Raw genomic sequence first — 21,256 nt, forward strand, 5'->3', positions numbered from 1 at the left:
AAGACGGGAGGTAAGCGATAAATGACAACGCAACAGCAAGGTAGTAGAAGGAAAAAACTCCCCCCCACCGGTAATATGGGGGACGTTATGGTGGTCGGTGGCGGAGTCAGCGGTATCCAGGCTTCGCTGGACCTGGCCAATAACGGCTTCCGTGTTTTCCTGGTTGACGAAGCGCCCAACATCGGCGGCAAGATGGCCCAGCTCGACAAGACATTCCCGACCAATGACTGCTCGATGTGTATCCTCTCCCCCAAGTTTATCGAGTGTGACCGGCACCCCAATATCGAAATTCTGGCCTATACCGAAGTGGAGAAGGTAACAGGGGAAGCCGGAGATTTCCAGGTAACTCTAAGAAGAAAACCCAGGTTCATTGACGAGGAACTATGTATTGGCTGTCGTGAATGTCATCACTATTGCCCGGTCAAGATTGCGGACGAATTTAACCAGAACCTGAAGACCAAGAAATCCCTGTTTATTCCCTTCGCCCAGTCTGTCCCCAACGTTTCTACTATTGACGAGACAACCTGCCTTTTCTTCCAGGGAAAATGCAAATCCTGCGTGCCGATTTGTAAGAATAATGCCATTGACCTTTACATGAAGGAAGAAAAGGTAGAGGCCCATGTCGGGGCGATAATTCTGGCCCCGGGCTACCAGGTATTTGACCCGGCGCTGAGGGCGGACTACGGCTACGGCAAGATGCAAAACGTGATCACCAGCCTGGAATACGAGCGGATAATATGCGCCGCCGGACCTTTCGAGGGTCAGTTGTTACGCCCTTCCGACAAGAAACACGCCAAAAAGATAGCCTGGATTCAATGTGTCGGCTCGCGGCAGGTCACCCCGGGCGGCAATAGCTACTGCTCAGCGGTCTGCTGTATGTATACCACCAAGCAGGTAATCCTGGCCAAGGAACACGACAGCAGCATTGAAACCACGGTATTTCATAACGATATCCGCGCCTACGGCAAGGACTTCGAGCAGTACTACAACCGGGCGGAAAGAATGCCCGGAGTACGCTACATCAGAAGCTACGTTACCGTAGGTAGAGAAATACCGGAAAGCAAGAACGTGACCATAAAATACTCCGTCGAGGGCGAGGGAGTTAAAGAAGAAGAATTTGACCTGGTGGTCTTATCCGTAGGACTGGAAGCTTCAACCAGCGCTGAAAAGCTGGCTGAGAAGCTCTCCATTGACCTCAATGATCACGGATTCTGCAAGACTAATGAACTCAGTCCTATTGAGACCAGCCGCCCCGGCATCTTTGTCAGCGGGGCTTTCCAGGGTCCCATAGACATTCCCGAGTCAGTGGTGACTGCCAGCGGCGCCGCCGCTCTCTGCGGCCAGCTACTCGCCGAACAGCGCGGTAAACTGTCCCAAGAAAGGGTATACCCGCCGGAGCGGGATGTCTCCGGAGAGGAACTGAGGATAGGCGTCTTTGCCTGCCACTGCGGCACTAATATTGCCAGCGTGGTTAGTATACCTGAGCTGGTGGAATACGCCAAGACCCTGGGTAACGTGGTGCATGTGGAAAATAACCTCTACGCCTGCTCCTCGGACACGGCGAAAGGCATATCCGACACCATCAGAGAGAAGGGGCTCAACCGGGTCATCGTTGCCGCCTGTACTCCCCGCACCCACGAGCCGGTATTCCAGGACACACTCCGCGAAGCCGGTATTAATAAATATCTCTTCGTCATGGCTAACGTGCGGGAACAGTCTTCCTGGGTGCATGCCCGGGAAAAAGAGAAGGCCACCCAGAAAGCCAAAGATATCACCCGGATGGCGGTAGCCCGCGCCATGAAGCAGCAGCCCCTGGAAGAGTACGAGGTCCCGGTCAACAAGAGAGGGCTGGTACTCGGTGGCGGTCTGGCTGGCATGGTCAGCGCCCTGAGCCTGGCCGAGCAAGGGTTCCCCGTCACCCTGGTTGAGAAAGAGGCGGAGCTGGGCGGAGTCGCCCGCAGAATACACTACACCCTGGACGGAATGGATGTGCCCGCTTACCTGAACAACCTTATCCAGCGGGTTCAGCAGCACCCATTGATTGAACTTCTGACCAAAACCGCGGTCATCAGTAACTCCGGCTATGTCGGAAACTTTGTGACTAAAGTAATGTCCGAAGACAAAATAACGGAAATAGAGCACGGCGTTGCCATTATCGCCACTGGCAGCGAAGAGTACAAACCGGCGGAATATCTCTACGGTAAGGACGAGAGGGTGGTTACCCTCCTCGAACTCGAGGAGCTAATCGCCAAAGATGACGCCAGGTTACTCGATTCACAGAGCCTGGTGATGATACAGTGCGTCGGCTGCCGGCAGGAAGACCGGCCCCATTGCAGCCGGGTATGCTGTGGTCAAGCGATTAAGAATGCGCTAAAGCTAAAAGAGAAAAAACCCGATATGGACATCTACATCCTCTACCGCGATATGAGGACCTACGGTTTTAGAGAGGACTACTACCGGGAAGCGGCCAACCAGGACGTAAAGTTCATCCGCTACGAGGCTGACGACAAGCCGCAGGTGGAAGTCATCGAAGTCGGTGGCAAGCCCACCTTGAGGGTTACCGTAACCGACCCCATTTTAGGGCAGAAGGTAGCTATTGATACCGACACCCTGGCGCTGGCGGCCGCGGTTATTCCCGCCGCCAGCAATAAAGAAACATCCCAGCAATTCAAGGCACCCCTGAACCAGGACGGCTTCTTCCTGGAGGCCCACGTAAAGCTGCGCCCGGTGGACTTCGCCGTGGACGGGATTTTCGTCTGTGGTATCGCCCACTTCCCCAAGTATATGCCGGAGACAATAAGCCAGGCTTACGGAGCCGCTGGCAGGGCCGCCACCATCCTCTCCAAAGAAACGATTGTATCCACCGGTACGATCTGTGAGATTGACGAGGAGAAGTGCATCGGCTGCAGCATCTGTGCCTCCGTCTGCCCGTTCAAAGCGATAGAGATGCAGGAGTCACCGGAAGGCTTGAAAGCCAAGGTCTTCCCGGTAGTCTGTAAATCGTGCGGTATCTGTAACGTCAAATGCCCCACCGGGGCCGCCTCCCTCAAGCACTTCAATGACGAGCAGATTTTCACGCAGATTGAGACCGCATTCAGGACGCCCGCGGGCAAGGAAAAGGAACTGCAACCGGTCTAAACATCCGGCGGGATAAAGAGAATAGCTCAGAACTGAGTGATAATATAGCAAGAAGGGCGAGTAATCTCGCCCTTCTTGCTTTTTAGAAATCAGCCCGGTAGAGGAGGAGCTTGCTTCCGGGATGAGTTTGTTTTCCCGCCTTGATTTATCCGGAGAAACCAAGACCGGTGAAAGAGAGTCCTTCTCTGGCTGTTTTCAGTAATGAAGCGTCGGCGGTATCCTGGAACCGTGAGTTGGCTAAATCTACACCCAGGCTGGCCACCAGGTCTTTGATATCATCGGGGAGTTCGTAAGCGGTGACTAAAACCACCAGTTGAAACTCTTCCTTCATGGTTTTGCCATTATCATCATATTCCACAACCAGGTTTCGGGTGTCCCCGTTCTCAGTGATGGCTGATACCTCCCCGCTGCCCAGACTGATCCTGGCCTTTCCGCCCAGTTCCTTCTTCAGTTCAGCCTGATAAGATTCAGCATCAGCAAAGAAGAGATGGGTTTCTTCCAGATTCGGGATCTTGCGGTGGGCGGCCAGGGCTGCTTTAGCGGCGCGTGCCAGAGCGCTGGCATCCAGATAAAGTCCCACGGGGACAAAAGCAATCCTGGTCGGTATTTCACCATCATAGGGACGCAGCACCAGCCCGTCATAAACGCCATTATCACTCAGGATACGCTCAAACTGGGCGAAGGTGACCACGTTAGTGAATTTCCCGTAGCCATATTTTTCATCGATATAAGCCGGGGTTCTCTCCACGCCGGGGGCGATTATTATCGAGTCAGCCTCAATTTCGATATCATTATCAACCTGACTGAAGTCAATCCCCTTGTTGTGGCAGGCCGCCAGACATAAGGCGCAACCGATACAGCGGCGGCAACTCAAACAACGTACCGCCTCCGCCATCGCCTGCTCCTGACTAAAATCAAGCTCCACCTCATCAAAGTTAGTTACCCTCTCTTCAACCGGAAGCTCGGGTAGCTTCTGGCGTTCGGTGGGGACGTCTTTGAATTCTATCAGATATCTTCCGCTACGCTCCGCCATATCGCTTTACTCTCCCCCCAAATAGTGGATAATCGAATCGGCCGCTTTATGACCGGCGGCAATAGCCCCGATAGCTGTCGCCGGGCCGGTAACCGCATCACCGCCGGCAAAGACGCCATCACGGGTTGTCGCCAGCGTATCCGGGTCAACCAGAAACGTATCCCTTCTCGTCGTCTCAATACCGCCACCTTTACCGAGGAAGGATACATCTGTAGCCTGGCCGATGGCCGGTATAATTGTATCCAGTTCAATATCAAACTCAGAACCTTTAACCGGTACCGGGCGTCTTCTTCCCGAGGCATCCGGTTCCCCCAGCTCCATACGGGTGCACTTTATCCCTTTCGCCTTACCGCCGCTGACGAGAACCTCAGCCGGCGCCACCAGGTACTGAATTTCCACACCCTCCTCCTCAGCCGCCTCAATCTCTTCTTCAGTAGCCGGCATCTCTTGCCGGGTACGCCGGTAAAGCAGGAACACCTTCTTGGCCCCAATGCGGAGAGCTGAGCGGGCGGCATCAATAGCCACATTACCGCCACCAATCACGCCCACCTTTTCTCCGATCTTAACCTTTTTGCCCAGGTTCATCTCTCTGAGAAAGTCCACTCCATTGATCACCATCTCAGCGTCTTCTCCCGGTACTCCCAGCTTCTGGCTCAGATGAGCGCCGACAGCGACAAATACCGCCTTGAAGCCCTGCCCGAAAAGGTCATCAATACTCAGGTCTTTACCGATAGGGGTACCGGTCTTGATTTCCACGCCAAGGTCGGTTATGGCGTCAACTTCTCGCTGTAATATCTCCCGGGGCAACCTGTACTCGGGAACACCAACCGCCAGCATTCCCCCGACTACCGGCAGCGCCTCAAACACGGTAACCCGGTAACCTTTTGAGGCCAGGTCATTAGCGCAGGTGAGACCGGCCGGTCCGGCGCCGATGATGGCCACCTTCTCCTCACGCGGATTGGGTCTTGCCGGTGGTCTCCGCCGCCGCGCCGACTTTATTTCATAATCACAAACGAAACGCCTCAGCGACCTGATAGCGATCGCCTGGTCCTGTATTCCCCGGTTGCAGACAAGCTCGCAGGGATGGGTACAGATACGCCCGCAGACTCCGGGGAAAGGTAGCCGCTGCCGTATCAGTGCCAGCGACTCCTCAAATTTTCCGTCAGCAATCAGGCCAACATAGCCCCGGACATCCAGATGCACCGGGCAGGTCTGCTGACAGATAGGCATATTTTCCCTGACGATGTTATAAACATCCGCCTCCCGATTGGAGAAATCGATAGCGGTACGTAAAGTAAGACCTCCGTTGGTTTCATCCTCCAGACTTACAGGGCAGATGCCGAGAGCGTTACAAAAATTATCACATTCTCCATCAATGACTCTCGCTGGTTTTTGCCTGACCCTGACCTTGAACCCGCCATCCTTTTCCGCAACCCTCTTCACCTCAGCGTTAGTAATTACTTCAATGTTACTATTCTGTCTCAGTTCCGCCAGGTCAGCGCCGGTAAACAGGTCATCCGGTGCCAGACTCTCACCGGGCAGTATGCTTTCACCGGCGACGCTGGCCTCCCTTCCCACCAGATAGACCTTCTTTCCGGCCTTGGCCTGCTCTAAGGCCGCTCTTACCCCGGCTACACCACCCCCGATAATTACTACGGTGTTTTTACCTGCCATTAATCCTTTCCTTTAGCTGAGGCCACATACAATGGCGAAGTTTCTTTAATGCCGTCAAGCTCAAGGAAGCCCTTACGTCTCAAGGCGACCACATATTTGAGGACACGGGGGGAACTGACCCCTATCCTGCCGGCAATCTCCTTGACCGAGAGAGGTTCTTCCTGCGTCAGTAATAATATTTTACTTATCGGTATCTCATCGGCGATGACGCCTTCCAGCACCCGGTCCATTTCATGCCGGGTAAAGACCTCACCGTACTTGTTGCCTTCAGTAGTAAACTCCGTCTGCTTGCCGCTGACTCCCCGCAGCCGTCTGCTTTCCGCGGCTAGCTTGGCTGCCTTCAACTCGAACTCCAGTTCCTCGGCGCTCATTTCCTCCGCCGAACCCAGCGGCCCGAGCTTTCTAACCTGTTCGGTAAAACTGTTCACCATCTCCGCGAAGCGGCCGCCCTCCGCCGCCGATGCCCAGTCCAGCGCCAATCTGCCGGGGTCGAGACCGATATAGTTCAATAACATTCTGGTCTCAACCACCGCATTCATCGCCTCATAGTTACCCGTAGTGTAGTGACAGTCCCCCGGATGGCAACCGAGGACCATGACGCCATCAGCGCCACTGAGGAAACCGCTGATGACGAATTTAGGGTCTACCCGGCCGGAACACATTACCCTGACAATAACGATATTGTGGGCATATTGAGTCCGTGAAACACCGGCTAAATCAGCCGCGGCATAAGAACACCAACTGCAACAGAAACCCAGTATCTTCGGTTCAAAGGTACTCACGCCAACTCCCGATAAGCTTAAACTTTACGACAACCATGGACTGATTCTTACCTATAATTATCACCAATATTACCGCATCTTAACTAATGCGTCAAATTCTGACCGGCAGGGAGAAAAATACGCATCAGCACTATACTACCCCAATTCTATAGTCAATGTCCACCACCGCCTGCAAAGGTAACCAACCGCTTCTAAGAAGCCGTCACTAACTCCACACCCCTGTCGAAGGCCTTCATATTAAGCTCAAATGCCTTGGGGAAGCGCTCCTTTAATATCGGCTCTATGGAACTCCGGTCCAGCGGCAACCCACCCGATCCAATCAGGGCGCCGACCAGAATCACGTTGGAGAGAATAGGGTTACCCAGCTTTTGCGCTTCATCGGTAGCATTTATCACCCAGGTTTTAGCTGACATGCTCTTGATGGTATCAATGACTTTACTCACTTCAGGATAGGCGCCCGTGCCCGAAATATCGATAGAGTATATCGGCCTGGGGTTGACTATGGTGACCACATCCGGGTTACCGTACTCTCCCAGCATCCGCAGGGCTTCCACCGGTTCCATACCCAGAATAATATCGCCATGCCCCTCGGGGATAAACGGGCCGTACGTTATTTCCTGGGAAATCCTGACGTAGTTCATCACCGGGCCGCCCCGCTGATTGGAGCCGTAAACATTTCCGAAACTGACCAGGTACCCGTCCCTCATCAAAGCTTGACTGATCAGATAGGATATCACCACATTACCCTGTCCGGCGACACCGATAATAATTACGTTCAGGGGATCCTTGACCAATTTCTTCATTTTACTCCTACTCCCTCCGCCAATTCTTTCTTCTCGGTTACGTAGGGCACCCTGATGATGGCCCCATGGGGGCAAACATCCGCGCACACGCCGCACCCGGCGCAGATAATGTCATCTATCTCTGACTTGCCCGTCTCCGGGTTATACCTGAGACCGGTACAGAGGAAAACCCGGCTGCACAGCAAGTCGCAGCCACAGTCATCGCCCAGGCACTTGTCAGGGTCGATATAGACCCGGTAGGGAGGTTCTTCTCTCCTGGCCCTTTGCAGTTCACACTCGCGTACCATGATGACTACCCTGGGGCCGTTACCCTCGTCAGCCATCACATCGAGCAGGGTATCACGGGCAGTATCCAGGTCAAACGGGTCACACACTTCAACCCGCGCCCCGATAGCGCGGCAGACCGCCTCAATGCTTACCTTTCTGGCCGGCTCACCCATAGCATTCCTGCCGGTTCCGGCATGAGGCTGAAAACCGGTCATCGCCGTGGCGCTATTATCAAAGACGACCAGGACAAAGTTCGAATTGTTATAGATACCGTTGATCAGTCCCGGGATAGCGGCGTGGAAGAAGGTGGAATCGCCGCAGGCAGCAATCACCGGCTGGTCAAAACCGAACTGCCCCAGTTTCCCGAAACCATTAGCCACGCCGATGCCGCCTCCCATACAATAGTGGGTCTTGGCGACGGAATAACCACCCGCGCTCAACCCCACCGCGTAGCAGCCGATGTCACTGGTAACAAATCCGTAACGGCCATCCAGCCTCAGGGCGTTCTTTATTGACCAGTAGCTGGCTTTATGGGGGCAGCCGGGACATACCGTCCCGCTGCGGGCGATAACTTCACTCTCCAGAACAGCTTTAGCCTTCTGAGCGTATTCAGCGGGACGGGGCTCATAAGTAATCCCCAATACCTCGGTTATCGCCTTAATCACCGTATCCGGCATTTGCTCTCCGAAATCTTCGATATGCCCGGAGCGTTTACCATAGAAGATTGGGGTCGCCCCGTCAAACTTCACGTTGGCTGCCAGTTCCATCACGCTCCGCTCCAGGAAGGGGTCAATTTCCTCAACAACCAGAACCTTGTCTGCCTTCTTCAGATGCTTGGCCACGAATTTGTCCGGAAGCGGCCAGAGGGTACCTATCTTCAGGATACCCACCTTATCTTCCAGTTTCAAGACCTTCACCGCTTCCTGAGAATACAGCCAGCCGCTGCCACAGGTGACAATCATCAGTTCCGGCTTGTCCGGCCCGACATACTTGTTAAACGGCGACGACTCGAAAATTTCCTGCGCTTTCTTCAGTTTATCGTGCAGGAGAGCATGGGCGTGCTTACCTCTGGCTCCGCTTCCCCCGCTGATATTGAAATTCGCGTGAAGCTTCCGCTCCGGCATCTCACCCAGCAACACGTTGCCTCTGGTATGAGCAATCTTGCTGACGCTGCGAAGCATACAGAGACAATCCACCTGCTCGGAAAGTTCAAAGAGCCACTTTGTCATGTCCTTGGCTTCCTGAAAATCACCGGGCTCAAGCATCGGGATATCCAGCCATTTGGAAATCGGCCGGGTATCCTCTTCAGCGGAACTGTTTCTGCCCGTCGGGTCATCAACACTGACCAGTACCAGTCCGGCGCCGATGCTCCTCATCACCAGGTTGGACAGGAAGTCGGAGATGACATTCACTCCATTGGCCTTCATCACCGCCATCGCCCGGATACCACCCAGAGAAGCGCCGGCAGCCGCTTCCATGGCTACCATCTCATTAACCGACCATTCCGCATAGATTCCGTTCCGCTTGGCCACTGCGGCGATAGTCGGCAGAATTTCAGACGAGGGTGTCCCCGGATAGGCGGCGGTAAAGCCCACCCCCCCTTCCAGTGCTCCACGGGCAATAGCCTCGTTACCCATCAAAAGCTCCGTCGTGCCCGGAGCATTGACATCAATATCCGCCATTACAGTTTACCTCCTTAGTTTACTACCTATCCTAGGCCAAGAACCTGGTGATGAATTCCTGTGATACCTCTAAATAGCCCAGGTCATCTTTATCACCACTCATGGCGGTAAGGTTACTTATGGTCCGTTTCTTCTTATTCAATGAGGCCCGCTTCAGATTAATCACGCTATCCTCAGGAATCGGCTGGGTCACCAGCGCCCCTTTAGCTTTAGCCTTTTCCACCAGCTCGGCGCCCGCCTGAGAGCGCACAACAACCGTGTTCCAGCCCTTGAACGCGGCGCGCCCCGAACCTACCGAGATATCAGAAAACTCGGCGGTCATATCGAAGCAGTAGCTGCAGGCATGATTGATGTAAGGGCCGATATCATCTATCTCCACCGACTGAATACCTGAGTCCGTATAGACATCGTAGGTATGAGCGGGGTGGTGGGGAACGTCAAATTTAGTTGCCTGAGCCAGGTCAAAGTGCTCATGCATAAACTCATGGAACCCGTGAGCCAGCGTCCAGCCGCAGAACAGCCCGATCGCCAGCTTGACATTATTCACATCTACCCGGTTCCGGGGAGGATCCAGTTGCATCTTCCGCAGACAGGCTATCTGACAGGGCACACCAACCATTCCCAATTTTTCAGCGCTGTTTTTGGGTAGACGGTTGAGGGTCTCCAGTACCGGACTCGGCTCATAGCTAACGCCGGCACAGTCCAGCAAGTCCTGTTTATTCCGGGCCAGGAAGCCATGCGGTCTTTTATCAGCATCCAGTTTGGTCTCGACAACGGCATCAAGCATCCCCTCATCCAGAGCAACCGATAATAGAGTGGTTACAGTCCCACCGTCCTGTCCCTTCTCGTGAATTTGCGCATCCGCCGAGTGGGCCAGGAATATGTCCTTGAACACACCTATCTCGCTGGCGCCATAGGGTACGCCAAAAACTTTCTGGTTAATCGCTTCCAGGTCAGTATGGGTGCGAGGACAGTATTCGTAACACTGCCCATCGTTCAGATTGCAGGCATCCATCAGTACTATTCTGCCTTTATAAGGCACCAGATAGGGACAACCACCGGTACAGCCCCCGCACTGCGGGCACAGCTCCAGCTCGATAACTTCCTTGAATAGCTCCCTGGAAGCTTTAGCCCCATTCATTGCAGTTGTATTTCGTCGTTCCATTTACCCCCCTTTACAATTCGGGACAACATTATCCTGCCCCTTTATTTAACTTCACTGGCCAAGCATCAGCCACTGCGTAACGCCAGGCTTCAGTAACATCACATAATAATTATAGCAAAGTTGTCCGCGCACAAGCAAACAAAAATACATCCTTCCATATCATTAGTGCCTTCAGGACTTTCTCCGGGATATCCGGAGAACTGTTGACACAGCTCTTAATCAAAAACGGCAGAACAACTCAACGACAGCATTGCTTCCGCCGGGTGAATTCGTCTTGACTTCGAATAACCAGGCACCAAACAACTCAGAGGGCTACTCAATCTCATAACAAATTTTTTAAACTCACCGTCATGAACTCGAGTAGCCCTCATCTTGATTCGCATCCTCAACTAATAAGGATATATTATTTTTCCTGCCTCTTCAGGGGTAGCGGCTAATCTTCAAGAGCTATCACCGAGCACGGACACATGTGAGCACCCTTGATTTTAAGCGGCATGACTATCAACTTCACCCTCGGTTTGGTGATTTGACCACAGTTGATAATGCCTCCTATGCCCATCTGCCCGCGGCGGATAGCGAAACCGCCCCGTTTCCCCGTCTTCTTATCCAGACCGGCAATATCACAGAGATCATACAGGTACATATCAGTCCCGTTATTCTCCATGATTTCCATCAGTTTTTCAGCGCTGGCGGCATTGAAGTGGGGGCCGTTATCACTCCATAGGTGCCCCATCTTGAAATAGCGCTCGTGGTCTCCCCAGCCGCTTCTAATTAATAGAGCGTCTCCCTTCTGGTAGGGCGCTTTTTTGAAAGCCGCCTCAAGCTCGTCTGCCTCTACTATCTCATCATCTCCCTTGGGTATGTCAAGGATAACCGCATCCCGGAATATCAGCTTGTTGAGGTCGACATTCTCCAGTGTCACATCATCCTTGTAGTCTTTCCGGAAACTGGCCAGGATAAATCTGGTCCCCGGTTCGCAAAAAATGGTATAAACATGAAATTTCATATTGCTCGGTTCATAGGACATCGTCTCAGTAGCCTTATATGATTCCGGCCAGATGTCATGAGCCTTAAAGCCCATATGACCATACTGAGAAGGCTGCCCGTTATAAAGCGGCATGGTCAAATCAATCTTTTTCAATTTGCTCCCCTCCTTTTAGTAAGTATTCCAGGTTCCCGATTAAATTGTTCTCTAAAACCTCAGCCAGCCTGATAAAAACGTGTTCCTTAAATAACCGACCCAAAAAGTGACGTTAGCCTACTCCTCAACCGCTACTACCCTGGCCGGCCCCATGTGGCAACCAGCCGACTTCATCGGCGAGATTATTAACTTTACCCGCGGTTTGGTGATGGCGCCGGCATTGACGATTCCCCCGATGGCTATCAGCCCGTCACGGATGGTGAACCCGTAGAACTGACCGGTTTTCTTATCGGTGCCGCCCATATCACAGTTATCATATAGCCACATGTCACTCTGGTTCTTCGCCAGTAGCTCCATTAACTTATCCGCCGCGGCCGCGCTATAGTGGGGGCCCTTCTCCCGGTACTCATGTCCCATCTTGAGATACCGCTCATCATTCCCCCAGCCGGTGCGGACCAGCAGGGCGTCTCCCTTCTTTACCGGCGCTTTGTTAAAAGCCTCTTCAAGTTTCTCGGCGGCGATGTCCGTCTCCGCTCCCGTGGGCACATCAAGGACAACCGCATCCCGGAGCACTATCCTTTCTATGTCCACAGTGTCAATGGTCGGCCCGTACCGGTATTCTTTCATAAAGCTGGGCAGGATAAATCTGGTACCCGGTTCACAGAAGATAGAAAAAACATGAAACTCCGAACCAGAAGTATCGAATGAGCGGGTCTCCGCCATCTTAAACGCGTCCGGCCACAGGGGGTTATTTTTGAAAGCCATATGGCCATACCCCGCCGGCATGCCTTCATAAAGTGGCATTGTCAGATCGATTAACTTCATATTGTTCCCCTCCTTCAATAGATTGTTGTCTTGAGATTCAGGTTACCCGGTTCCGGAAGTCCCCAAAGTGGCTGGCTCAGGCTCAAGGTTTTTTCGCTCACTAATACCCCTTTGATACCAACAGACAGTTTCCCCCACAACTGGTTACGAGGTTGCTCAGGCGACAAACCGACGAAAAGTGAGTACAGTATAGCATAAATGTAAGCCTTGTCAAGAACCCGTTACCCGTTCACTGCGCCGGTCGTTGACTTTCCAATATTAGCAACTGGTGCTAGAATTAGCCTGTACTGGATAAAGGAACAGATATGGTTAATGAAGTGTACCTGCGCCGTTTGACGGCGGAAGATGCCCTGTTAAAACTGGATAAATACCTGGATGATGCTTTTATGTCCGGTCTATTCCGGGTTAGAGTGATACATGGTAAGGGGACGGGGACTCTACGCCAGGTAGTCCGCCAGCAACTGGGCAGACACCCGCTGGTCAGGTCATACCGGCCGGGCGGTTATGGAGAGGGAGGAGCCGGCGTTACCATGGTGGAACTGGCGCTGAAGTAACGGCGCATCCCCCCGCCGGTGTCTTACTGTTTCGGTGAATCTTACGCCGGAAGTTAAAGGTAGCCAGGCCGGCATCATAACAGGATAAGGTGCTTATTGAAGGCACTACTGGAGATAATCCGTTAATTCATCCAGGCTGCGGATGCGGGGGCAGTCGGTTTCCTCCCGGTACAGGTCATAGCGGTCAATAAGTATGGGGTTGATGCCTACCCCTCTCGCCCCGATGATATCTATCTGGTACTGGTCACCTACGTGTACCGCCTCGGCAGGGTCTACTCCCGCTTTCTTTAGGGCGGTCAGGAAAACGGGCGGTTCCGGTTTGTCCACGCCCACCTCTGCGGAGGTGACGGTAAAGTCAAGGTAGGGTTCCAGTTCCAGTTCGCGACAGACAGGACTCATATCCTTGTCGATATTACTGAGCAGGCCCAGTACCAGGTTGCGCGCCTTCAGCAGCTTAAGGGCTGGCAGTACGTCATCGAACAGAGTGAAAGTCAACCCCTGAGATAACTGTTGCGCCCTTTTCAGGATTTTTACCAGTATGTCAGACCCCTCAGCGATATTAATCCCGGCTTCGGTTAATATCGTCCGCTGGTAGCGAGTAAAAATCCTGTCCTGTTCTGCAGGGCTCCTTTTCCGTACCGGGGAAACGGCATTTTCCTCAAGGTAATTCCGGTCGGCAACCAGAAGGCCGGTCACTATTTTTTGTGGCGGAATATTAATACCGAATTCCTGAAGAGCCTGACTTTGTATGTTTTCCCGTGGGGGGTCATAGCGGGCCAGGGTATTAAACCAGTCGAAGAAAACGGCCTTAATCAAATTGACTTCCCTGCCTGTTACTCCTGAACGCCCAGGTCTCTGATGTAATCAACAGTGTCCTGAACGGTAATTATCTTCTCAGCATCCTCATCCGGGATTTCAATTTTCTGAGTCGAGTTACTGAACTCTTCTTCTAAAGACATTATCAGTTCTACCAGGTCCAGAGAATCAGCACCCAAGTCATCAACGTAATTAGCTGTAGGTACTACCTCTTCCTCATCCACACCCAACTGATCCACGATTATCTTTTTGACACGCTCAAAAATAGAAGCCACTTTCTACCCCCCTTTCTGAAAATTTCCTATTTGACCAGAGAGCTGATTGAACCCAAGACGCCGTTAACAAATCTGGCTGAATTATCACTGCCAAATGCCTTGGACAGTTCGACCGCCTCATTTATCGCTATCTTATCTGAAACCTTATTATCAAGTAAAATTTCGAATATTGCAAGCCTCAGGATATTCCGGTCAACTGTCGGGATTTGATCTAAAGGCCACATGGGGGCAAATTTTTTGATATTCTCGTCAATTCCTTCTTTATTCTGGATTACGCCCATCACCAGCCCGCGGCTGAATTTGGCGTTTTCTTCAGTTAATTTCCTCTCAGTGAGAAGACGGGCCAGCACCTCTTCCGCCCCGTGCCCGGTAGCATCAATCTCATATAGCGCCTGGAGCGCCAAACCTCTGGCTCTTCGCCGTGGCCCGACCATTAACTACCCTCCCCGTATTCCAGTTTGAGTTTAGCAGATAGGCAATACCAGGTCAATCACTTTAGTTTCTCGCCGCAGGACAGCATTACCCGTATCTTTACACAGGAAAAAGCTGGCTGTACGGCGGGTTTACGGCAACTGCCCCGTCTAAACTATGGACATGCCGCCATCAACACTAATGACCTGACCGGTAATGTACCTGGCTTCTTCGGAAGCCAGGAAAGCGACTGACTCCGCCACATCACGCGGTGTGCCCAGGTAGCCAAGCGGGATGCGACTCTGAAGTTCCTGTTTCTGTTTCTCTTCCAGTTGCTGGGTCATGCCTGTATCAATAAAGCCGGGGGCGATAGCATTAGACGTAATGCCGCGGGAGGCCACCTCCTTGGCGATGGTGCGGGTAAAGCCGATAATGCCCGCCTTGGCTGAGGCATAGTTCGCCTGGCCGGTGTTGCCCACCAGTCCGACGATGCTGGAGAGGCTGATGATCCTCCCCCAGCGCTGCTTGATCATCGGTCTCAAGACAGCCTTGGTGCAGAGAAAAACGCTCTTCAGATTGACATTTAATACCCTGTCCCAGTCTTCCTCCGTCATACGTAGCAGAAGCTGGTCACGGGCGATGCCGGCATTGTTTACCAGGATATCAATCCGGCCGTAAGTGTTCATCGCGGTCTCTATCAGCCTGGTTACATCTGCCGACAGGCTAACATCAGCCAGAACAACCAGGCTCTCCCGGTTCAGGCTTTTGATCTCTTCGGCCACGCCGTTAGCATAAGAGGCGTCACCGACGTCATTGATAACAATGGTTGCCCCCGCCTCGGCCAGTCTCAGGGCGATGGCCCGCCCGATGCCCCGCCCGCTGCCCGTAACTATAGCTACCTTATTAGAAAGGTCCATGATTCCTCCAGCAAGTATTATAGAATTAAGATAAAGAGGTCAGGGGGTTGACGCACCCAGACTCATAATAGCGTCAACATCACCGATATTCAGGGTATTAACTTCCTTACTTATTCGTTTAACCAGACCGCTGAGCACCTTGCCCGCCCCAATCTCAATGAAGGTGGTAACGCCATCAGCTATCATATATTCTATAGAGCGTTGCCATTGCACCCCTTGACACAGCTGGTTCAGGAGCTCTTCTTTTATCTGCTCGGCGCTGGTCAGTGGTTGAGCAGTGACGTTAGCGACAATCGGCACATCGGGGTCCCGGAAGTCAAGACCGGCGATGGTCTCCGCCATCTCGTCCACGGCCGGCTGCATCAGTGGCGTATGAAAGGCGCCACTTACCGGTAAAGGGATGACGCGGCTGGCTCCTCTGGCTTTGGCTAAATCGGCAGCCCTGGGCAGGTTCTCTACCGCTCCGCTGATTACCATCTGTCCCGGGCAGTTAAAATTGGCGATATGGGTGCCAGTCTCCTGACACACTTCAGCCAGCGAGGCCTCATCAAGCCCGATGACGGCGACCATACCCCCCGGTCTCTTCAGACCGGCTTGATGCATCAGCCGTCCTCTCTCTCGCGCCAGAAAAATGGCAGTGGTAAAATCAATGACACCGGCCGCGGCCAGTGCCGTGTACTCACCCAGGCTGTGACCGGCAACAAAGGACGGCGGTGTTATACCGCCACCAGCCATGTTGCGGATGGTATTTAAGCAGGCCAGGCTAACCGTCACCAGTGCCGGCTGGGTATTGATGGTCAGGCGGAGGTCATCGTCCGGCCCCTCAAAACACAAACGGGATATAGGAAAGCCCAGAACCTCATCAGCCTGCTGAAAGATAACCCTGGCTGAAGCGAAGCTATCATAAAGGTCACGCCCCATGCCTACCCATTGAGAACCCTGACCGGGAAAGACATAGGCTACCTTCAACATCTCAGTCACTACCAGTCCTCGCCGTCAGACTTTCAGGAGCGGTACCCGTTATTTCAGCTATGGTTTCTTTCAATAAACCCGAAGTCCCGCAGATAGCAGCGTTTAGCCGGTTCAAAGTTCCTTAACCGGGCTTCTTTCCCGCGGTCTTAATCTCGATGACTTCCCTGCCATCATAAGTACCGCAGACGGGGCAGACATGATGAGACAGCCTGGGGCTGTGACATTGAGGGCAGGAAGTCAGGGAAGGAGGAGATAGTTTGAGATGGCCACGCCTTTCGCCCTGGCGTGCCTTGGCGTATTTTCGTTTCGGCAGAGCACCCATAGTTAATTAGTTCCTTTCTGTTTCATTACTGAAGATTGCTGGTTAGCCATTACCAGTTCCCTGAGCTTGGACCAGCGTGGGTCAATCACCTGTGCCGGACAGTCGCAATCTGCCTGATTCAGATTACGACCACATACGGGGCATAAACCGGCGCAATCAGTCCGGCAGAGGGGTTTCATCGGGGTAGCCAGTAGCGCATACTGGCGTATCGCCTCGGTTAAATCAAGGATGTTATGCTCATCAATAGTGAAGCACTCGGGTTCATCAGGTAAAGATATTGAGTTGCCGGTAATGATATCTATGGTCGGAAAATATTCCTCTTCGATATCCAAAGTAAGGGGGTACCGGAATAGACTGAGACAGCGACTGCAGGTCAGCTCAATCCTGGCGTGTAGTGTACCCTTAGCCATGATACCCCGGTCAGTACGCATCAGCCTGATTTCACCGTGAACCAGACTGCTATCCCCGCCGATATCCATTACCTCACTCATCTGGTAACTTCGCGTTGTACCTATCTCGGCTTTAAGTTGCTGGGATACATTCACCTGTGTCATGTTACCTTTACCTCATTTGGTTACTGACTTATTATAAGTCGTGCCGCCTGTTGGCGTCAATTAGCCCTTTTATCGTAGTACTCTATACAGTTTTGGTTGGTGATATCATTGAACTCATTGAAAAGAGAGGGGTCTTTCCGCTATAATAGGCACTGCCACCAAAGCCAAGCCCTTCCCATGGTGAGTGTAGCCCAGTGGTCTAAGGCGCCAGGTTGTGGCCCTGGAGATCGAGGGTTCAAATCCCTCCACTCACCCCATCTCTACCCCACGGAAGATTCAGCGCGCCTGTAGCCCGGCATACCGGATGAAGTCTCCAGGGACGTCCCCTGTTCCATTGTTGAATCACCGTCCCATTCTTGCTCTCTTTATAACGTTTTTGTCACTTTTTTGTAATCTATAAAAGGATTCCCGTTCAAAACTTGACAAAATATGTTACTGAATGTTTTAATTTAGATTCATTAAAGTGGGGTAATGTTTTTTCAAAAGCAAAACCTCCACATTCAATATTTACGCAAGCAGGAGAGTCCCGTCATGAAATAATTAACATTGCAGCAGAAGCATTATCATTTTGGAGGAAGAATAATGAGAAGGAAGCTAAGCTGGTTGGTGGTAAGCTGCCTGATGGTACTATCACTATTGCTGGCGTCCTGCGCCCCGGCAACACCGGTGACGCCAACCACACCGACGACACCCACTGCCCCGACGACGCCTACCACGCCAACAACACCGACCACCCCCACTACGCCCACCGGACCGGAGATGGTACAGGACTCGCTGGGAAGAATGGTGGAGAAGCCGAAATACGGGGGGGTGTATACAGTTGTCCCGACGAGTGAGCCAAGAGGCTTTGACCCGGCTATCGTTCACCCGTCCAGTTTGACTACCCTGGTACAAACCCACGAGAATCTGGTAGGTACGGACTGGATAAAGGGACCAACCGGCACCAATAATGTTGGTTTCGACTTCAGTCCGTTCCCTCTGACTTTCAAGACAGGTACCGTGGCGGAGAGCTGGGAGATACCCGATGAAACCACTATTATCTACCACATCCGCAAAGGGGTCCATTTTGCTCTTGACCCGAACAGCGCAGCCAGCCGACTGGTCAACGGGAGAGAACTGGATGCTAATGACGTGGTCTACTCTATATCCCGCAACTTCTTTGAAGAGATACCCAAGTCCTTCCACCGCTCTCGGTGGTTGCCGGAAGAGTGGCCGTTATCGGTAACGGCGCCGGACAAGTGGACGGTTGTAGTTAAGACCAACCAGGGATTCCTGGACTCGGTCTTACTGTCAACTGCGGACTGGACGGCACTGATTCCTCACGAAACTGTCGAGAAATACGGAAACCTGAACGACTGGAGGAATTCTGTGGGCACCGGAGCATTTATGCTGACAGACTATGTTCCCGGTAGCAGTGCTACCTTCGTCAGGAACCCCAACTACTGGCAGATGGACCCCTTTCACTCACAGAACCAGCTGCCTTATCTGGACGGGGTCAAATACCTGAATATCAAGGATATGTCTACCATTCTGGCTGGTCTACGCACAGGTAAGATTGATAGTCTCTATCAAAAACTGATGATTCCCCAGGATGACGTTGAAAGCTTAAAGAAAACTAATCCCGAGATGAAGTTCCGCCAGGTACTCCAAAACCCGAGTGCTCTCCATTTTATCATGAACAACCCGGCCCTGCCCTGGTCTGATATCATGGTACGGCGGGCGTTGCAGATAGCGATTGACAGAGAGGCAATAGCCCGGGATTACTACCAGGGTGATGCCATGATACACGCCGGGCCAATAGCACCCCATGCTGAGTACATGCCGATGTATACGTCCCTTGAGGAGTTACCCGGGGATGTTCAGGAACTTTTTACCTATAATCCGGAGAAGGCCAAGCAGATGCTGGCTGAGGCCGGTTACCCCAATGGCTTCAAGATGAAAGTAACCACCTCAGACCAATATGATATCGACCTGCTGGCCGTCGTCAAATTCTACTGGGAGCAAATTGGCGTTGACGTGGAAATTGATATTAAAGAGAGGGCCGTTTTTACCTCAATGACGCAGGGCAGGACAGTCATGGAGGCAGGCTGGACTACCAGCGACGCTGACGGGCCTTACGCCTTTCACATGTGGACACCGGAAGACCCGTCCAGCTATGGCCAGATTGTTGACCAGCATAATTATGAGGTTCGCGAAGAAATGATGAAAAACTACATGCGTAATGAGGAGGCAATCTGGCCGCTCATGAAGGATTTCTACGTCTACGCCCTGGAATAGTCCTGGCAAATAATCATGCCGGCACCATACATGTATATCCCCTACCAACCGTGGCTGAAGGGCTATAATGGAGAATCTGTCACCGGTTATGGTGAGTATCTGGGGCAAAGCTATTACCTCTGGATTGATAAGGACCTGAAGAAATCACTGGGGTACTAGAGAGCAGAAACTTTGTTGAAATAATAGATCTGAAAGGGGGCAGAGCGTAACCGCTCTGCCCCCTCACTATATTGACAAACCGGAGACTATCTCTACAAACTGGTGATTGCAAGAGATTGACCCCTTCCTATGATTTAAGTTAATATTGCCCAAGAGTGAAAAAGCACTACAGAGAAAAGGCGATTAACGGCATAAGCTGGCCAAATCGGGTTAGTAGTCTTGCTCCAGGTCTTCTGGTCACTCTGGCCTTCGCTGTCGTCTCCTTCATTACCTGGTGGTTTCTTAAAGATACGTGGCTTAAATTCAGTGCTTTATTATGGGCTTTTGTCTATTCCATAATATTAGTCAATCTCAGGCCGGCGTTATTCGAGGGTAAGTTAAAGGCAGGAATAGAGTTTTCTTCGACTAAACTACTCTGCTGGTCTATTGCGCTGCTGGGTCTGACCATTAGTGCCTCGGTATGGGTCAAACTGGGAGGAATTGGATTAGCCATGGTGCTGATCAATCTGGCTCTGGTATTTACATTTGGAGTCGTCTTCTGCAAATACGTTCTGAAACTGGATAACGTGTTGTCACTCTTGATTTCGGTGGGGACGAGTATTTGTGGAGCCTCGGCAATTGCGGCGGTTGGTCCCGCACTCAAAGCGAAGGCGGAGCATATGGGTCTATCGGTGGCCGTCATCACCCTCTTCGGATTGTTAGCCATGTTTCTCTATCCCCTGCTGTTCGCCGGACCCCTGATAGATTGGCTTGCCAATGACAACCTCGCTTATGGCATGTGGGTCGGAACCGGCATTCATGAGACTGCCCAGGTAATAGCGGCGTCAAGTCAGGTGGATAATGCGCTTTCGATTGCCAGTTCCGCCAAGTTCATCCGCATATTCTCGATAGGCCCAATGGTATTCATCAGTCAGTTCCTGCTTCGTCGTTTCAGCAGAATGAGTGAATCCGGGCGGACAAGAATGGCAGTTCCCTGGTTCGCTCTTTTCTTTATCCTTTTCAGTGTGATCCATCTCGGGTTGGAATCTCTACCCATCCGGTCCCAATGGCTCTACTTTAATTCTACCTACCTATCACCGGCTATTACTTTTCTATTGTCCTGGTCCTTTGCCGCTATAGGTTTGAAAGTAAAAATCTCTTCCATTCGAGTGGTCGGGTTAAAAGCCTTCCTGGGAGGAATGGGAATAGCTGTCTTCGCAGGGGTTATTTCCTTGCTTCTGGTCAGGTTCCTGTGGTTGCCTCTTAGCTCCTAGATTAAGAGTTTAGATGTCCCTTTCCTCAAACTATATCACTTCCAGTGCGCGAGTCATTGACAGGGCTGTCCCCATCCTGTGTTATAATTAAACGTCAAGGGGCGCCTGTAGCTCAGTGGATAGAGCATCGGTCTTCGGAACCGGGGGTCGTGGGTTCGAATCCCTCCAGGCGCGCTGGTTCGTGAAAACTCAGTCGGCAGAAAATAGCGGGCAATAATCCAAAATAAAAATGCCAG

20 protein-coding genes and 2 tRNA genes are annotated in these 21,256 nt (G+C 52.2%); 7 read left to right on the top strand and 15 right to left on the bottom strand.

The window, feature by feature from the left end:
• The first annotated feature begins 21 nt into the window (after positions 1-21).
• Positions 22-3,138, top strand: a complete 3,117-nt coding sequence (locus Q8Q07_01135; GenBank protein ID MDP3878896.1) for an FAD-dependent oxidoreductase — start codon at positions 22-24, stop codon at positions 3,136-3,138.
• Positions 3,139-3,283: 145 nt separating this feature from the next.
• Here the strand turns inward: Q8Q07_01135 and Q8Q07_01140 are convergent, their stop codons facing one another.
• The 8 genes from Q8Q07_01140 to Q8Q07_01175 form a co-directional block, all read right to left on the bottom strand.
• Positions 3,284-4,171 carry a hypothetical protein gene (locus Q8Q07_01140; GenBank protein MDP3878897.1) on the bottom strand — a complete coding sequence of 296 codons (888 nt, stop codon included), beginning with the start codon at positions 4,169-4,171 and terminating at the stop codon, positions 3,284-3,286.
• A 6-nt stretch (positions 4,172-4,177) separates the two neighbouring features.
• Positions 4,178-5,845 carry an FAD-dependent oxidoreductase gene (locus Q8Q07_01145; GenBank protein MDP3878898.1) on the bottom strand — a complete coding sequence of 556 codons (1,668 nt, stop codon included), beginning with the start codon at positions 5,843-5,845 and terminating at the stop codon, positions 4,178-4,180.
• The gene (locus tag Q8Q07_01150) at positions 5,845-6,627 is read right to left on the bottom strand and encodes a hydrogenase iron-sulfur subunit (protein MDP3878899.1); all 783 of its coding nucleotides are present in this window, start codon (positions 6,625-6,627) and stop codon (positions 5,845-5,847) included. Before Q8Q07_01150 ends, Q8Q07_01145 begins: the two co-directional genes overlap by 1 nt.
• A 191-nt stretch (positions 6,628-6,818) precedes the next feature.
• On the bottom strand, positions 6,819-7,430 hold the full coding sequence (locus tag Q8Q07_01155) for an indolepyruvate oxidoreductase subunit beta (protein ID MDP3878900.1): 612 nt from the start codon (positions 7,428-7,430) through the stop codon (positions 6,819-6,821).
• Positions 7,427-9,379 carry a thiamine pyrophosphate-dependent enzyme gene (locus Q8Q07_01160; GenBank protein MDP3878901.1) on the bottom strand — a complete coding sequence of 651 codons (1,953 nt, stop codon included), beginning with the start codon at positions 9,377-9,379 and terminating at the stop codon, positions 7,427-7,429. Before Q8Q07_01160 ends, Q8Q07_01155 begins: the two co-directional genes overlap by 4 nt.
• Before the next feature lie 31 nt (positions 9,380-9,410).
• Positions 9,411-10,544 carry a Coenzyme F420 hydrogenase/dehydrogenase, beta subunit C-terminal domain gene (locus Q8Q07_01165; GenBank protein MDP3878902.1) on the bottom strand — a complete coding sequence of 378 codons (1,134 nt, stop codon included), beginning with the start codon at positions 10,542-10,544 and terminating at the stop codon, positions 9,411-9,413.
• A gap of 433 nt (positions 10,545-10,977) precedes the next feature.
• On the bottom strand, positions 10,978-11,685 hold the full coding sequence (locus Q8Q07_01170) for a cyclase family protein (GenBank protein ID MDP3878903.1): 708 nt from the start codon (positions 11,683-11,685) through the stop codon (positions 10,978-10,980).
• Positions 11,686-11,802: 117 nt separating this feature from the next.
• Complete coding sequence (locus tag Q8Q07_01175) at positions 11,803-12,510, bottom strand: cyclase family protein (protein MDP3878904.1); 708 nt, start codon at positions 12,508-12,510, stop codon at positions 11,803-11,805.
• 305 nt (positions 12,511-12,815) lie between these two features.
• Here Q8Q07_01175 and Q8Q07_01180 point away from each other — a divergent pair, with 305 nt between their 5' ends.
• A complete protein-coding gene (locus tag Q8Q07_01180; protein ID MDP3878905.1) occupies positions 12,816-13,064 on the top strand; it encodes a Smr/MutS family protein in 249 nt (82 codons plus the stop codon).
• Between the two features lie 105 nt (positions 13,065-13,169).
• On the opposite strand, the gene Q8Q07_01185 is transcribed toward Q8Q07_01180, so the two are convergent.
• From Q8Q07_01185 to Q8Q07_01215, 7 genes are all read right to left on the bottom strand, one after another.
• Positions 13,170-13,880: an HAD family hydrolase gene (locus Q8Q07_01185; protein MDP3878906.1), complete on the bottom strand. Its 711-nt coding sequence runs from the start codon at positions 13,878-13,880 to the stop codon at positions 13,170-13,172.
• 17 nt (positions 13,881-13,897) lie between these two features.
• Complete coding sequence (gene acpP / locus Q8Q07_01190) at positions 13,898-14,155, bottom strand: acyl carrier protein (protein ID MDP3878907.1); 258 nt, start codon at positions 14,153-14,155, stop codon at positions 13,898-13,900.
• Positions 14,156-14,181: 26 nt separating this feature from the next.
• A complete protein-coding gene (gene nusB, locus Q8Q07_01195; GenBank protein ID MDP3878908.1) occupies positions 14,182-14,589 on the bottom strand; it encodes a transcription antitermination factor NusB in 408 nt (135 codons plus the stop codon).
• 147 nt (positions 14,590-14,736) lie between these two features.
• Entirely contained in the window at positions 14,737-15,483 is a 747-nt protein-coding gene (gene fabG / locus Q8Q07_01200) for a 3-oxoacyl-[acyl-carrier-protein] reductase (protein MDP3878909.1), read from the bottom strand.
• Positions 15,484-15,522: 39 nt separating this feature from the next.
• Positions 15,523-16,455: an ACP S-malonyltransferase gene (gene fabD / locus Q8Q07_01205; GenBank protein MDP3878910.1), complete on the bottom strand. Its 933-nt coding sequence runs from the start codon at positions 16,453-16,455 to the stop codon at positions 15,523-15,525.
• A 121-nt stretch (positions 16,456-16,576) separates the two neighbouring features.
• A complete protein-coding gene (gene rpmF / locus Q8Q07_01210) occupies positions 16,577-16,777 on the bottom strand; it encodes a 50S ribosomal protein L32 (GenBank protein ID MDP3878911.1) in 201 nt (66 codons plus the stop codon).
• Between the two features lie 2 nt (positions 16,778-16,779).
• Entirely contained in the window at positions 16,780-17,331 is a 552-nt protein-coding gene (locus Q8Q07_01215) for a DUF177 domain-containing protein (protein ID MDP3878912.1), read from the bottom strand.
• 180 nt (positions 17,332-17,511) lie between these two features.
• Between Q8Q07_01215 and Q8Q07_01220 the strand changes: the two genes are divergently transcribed.
• The 5 genes from Q8Q07_01220 to Q8Q07_01240 all read left to right on the top strand — a co-directional run bounded on the left by Q8Q07_01220 (position 17,512) and on the right by Q8Q07_01240 (position 21,194).
• Positions 17,512-17,588, top strand: a tRNA-His gene (locus tag Q8Q07_01220).
• Between the two features lie 325 nt (positions 17,589-17,913).
• Entirely contained in the window at positions 17,914-19,608 is a 1,695-nt protein-coding gene (locus tag Q8Q07_01225) for an ABC transporter substrate-binding protein (GenBank protein ID MDP3878913.1), read from the top strand.
• A gap of 15 nt (positions 19,609-19,623) precedes the next feature.
• Positions 19,624-19,767, top strand: coding sequence for a hypothetical protein (locus Q8Q07_01230; protein MDP3878914.1), 144 nt, complete (start codon positions 19,624-19,626; stop codon positions 19,765-19,767).
• 155 nt (positions 19,768-19,922) lie between these two features.
• On the top strand, positions 19,923-21,020 hold the full coding sequence (locus Q8Q07_01235) for a putative sulfate exporter family transporter (GenBank protein MDP3878915.1): 1,098 nt from the start codon (positions 19,923-19,925) through the stop codon (positions 21,018-21,020).
• A gap of 101 nt (positions 21,021-21,121) precedes the next feature.
• Positions 21,122-21,194: transfer RNA gene (locus Q8Q07_01240), tRNA-Arg, on the top strand.
• Positions 21,195-21,256: the final 62 nt, after the last annotated feature.

Source organism: Dehalococcoidales bacterium (genome assembly GCA_030698765.1).
Taxonomy (GTDB): domain Bacteria; phylum Chloroflexota; class Dehalococcoidia; order Dehalococcoidales; family UBA2162; genus JAUYMF01.